This window comes from Paenibacillus zanthoxyli JH29 (genome assembly GCF_000520715.1).
Classification (GTDB): domain Bacteria; phylum Bacillota; class Bacilli; order Paenibacillales; family Paenibacillaceae; genus Paenibacillus_AQ; species Paenibacillus_AQ zanthoxyli.
The window spans coordinates 1-1,174 of the sequence record NZ_ASSD01000278.1 but is presented as its reverse complement, the minus strand read 5'-3'; the positions used below and the strand labels follow the sequence as shown (position 1 = coordinate 1,174).

Here is a 1,174-nt window from a genome sequence, read left to right as displayed (position 1 = left end):
GGCGAGCGTCTGGTGCGTTTCCACGGCCAGTGGGTGCCGCTTGATCCCGCGCTGCTCGCCCAAATCCGCAGAGCGATGGATGGCATGGACAAGCGGCAGGGTCTGTCCTTCCAGGACGTCCTGCAGCTGCATCTCCTGCATTCCGGTGAGGAAGACGGCGATGCGGACGAAGCCACGGCCCCTGAAGAGGAGATGCGGCTCCAGCTTGAAGTGGAATTGAACGAGCAGTTCGTCAAGCTGATGGAGCAGCTTGAAGGCAGGGAGGCCTGGCCGCAGTCCGGCCCGCCCACCGGTCTGAACGCCGAGCTGCGCTCGTATCAACTGGAGGGCTATGCCTGGCTCACGTTCCTGCGGCGGTTCGGGCTGGGCGCCTGCCTTGCCGACGATATGGGTCTTGGCAAGACCGTGCAGCTGATCTCCTACTTGCTTCACCTGAAGGAGCAGTACGAGGAGCGAACGGCAGGGCCGCGGCCGTCGCTTATCGTCTGCCCGACCTCGGTGCTCGGCAACTGGCAGAAGGAACTGCAGCGGTTCGCGCCTTCGCTTGAGATAATGCTGCATTACGGGAGTGGACGCCTTAGCGGGGAGAGCTTCGCGGCAGCCGCTGCGGGGACCAATGTTGTGCTTACCTCTTATGCTACAGCGGCGCTGGACCAGGAGCTGCTGGCCGGCTTTACCTGGTCGGCGGTCTGCCTGGACGAGGCGCAAAATATCAAGAACGCCCAGACCAAGCAATCAGCCGCCGTCCGCAGCTTTCCCGCCTTGCACCGGATCGCGCTCACCGGAACGCCGATCGAGAACCGGCTGGCTGAACTGTGGTCGATATACGACTTCATCACGCCGGGCTTTCTCGGACCGCTGCGCGCTTTTCAGGAGCGGTTCATCCATCCGATCGAGAAGGACGGCGATGCCAAGCGGACAGCCGATCTCAGGAAGCTGATCAAGCCGTTTATGCTGCGCCGCAAGAAGAAAGATCCGGCCATTCAGCTCGACCTGCCCGACAAGAACGAGATGAAGACCTATGTCCATCTGACAGCCGAACAGGCAGCGCTTTACGACCAAACGGTGAACGAGCTGATGGATAAAATCCGCAAGCTGGAGGGCATCGAGCGCAAAGGCGCCATTCTCGGCGCGCTTACCCGGCTCAAGCAGCTGTGCGACCACCCGCTGCTTA

General features: G+C 61.8%; 1 protein-coding gene. It reads left to right on the top strand.

Annotation, left to right across the window (positions count from 1 at the left end; genetic code table 11):
- Positions 1 to 1,174: DEAD/DEAH box helicase (locus L691_RS0110195; RefSeq protein WP_025690371.1), on the top strand; the 1,174-nt coding region annotated here is incomplete at both ends.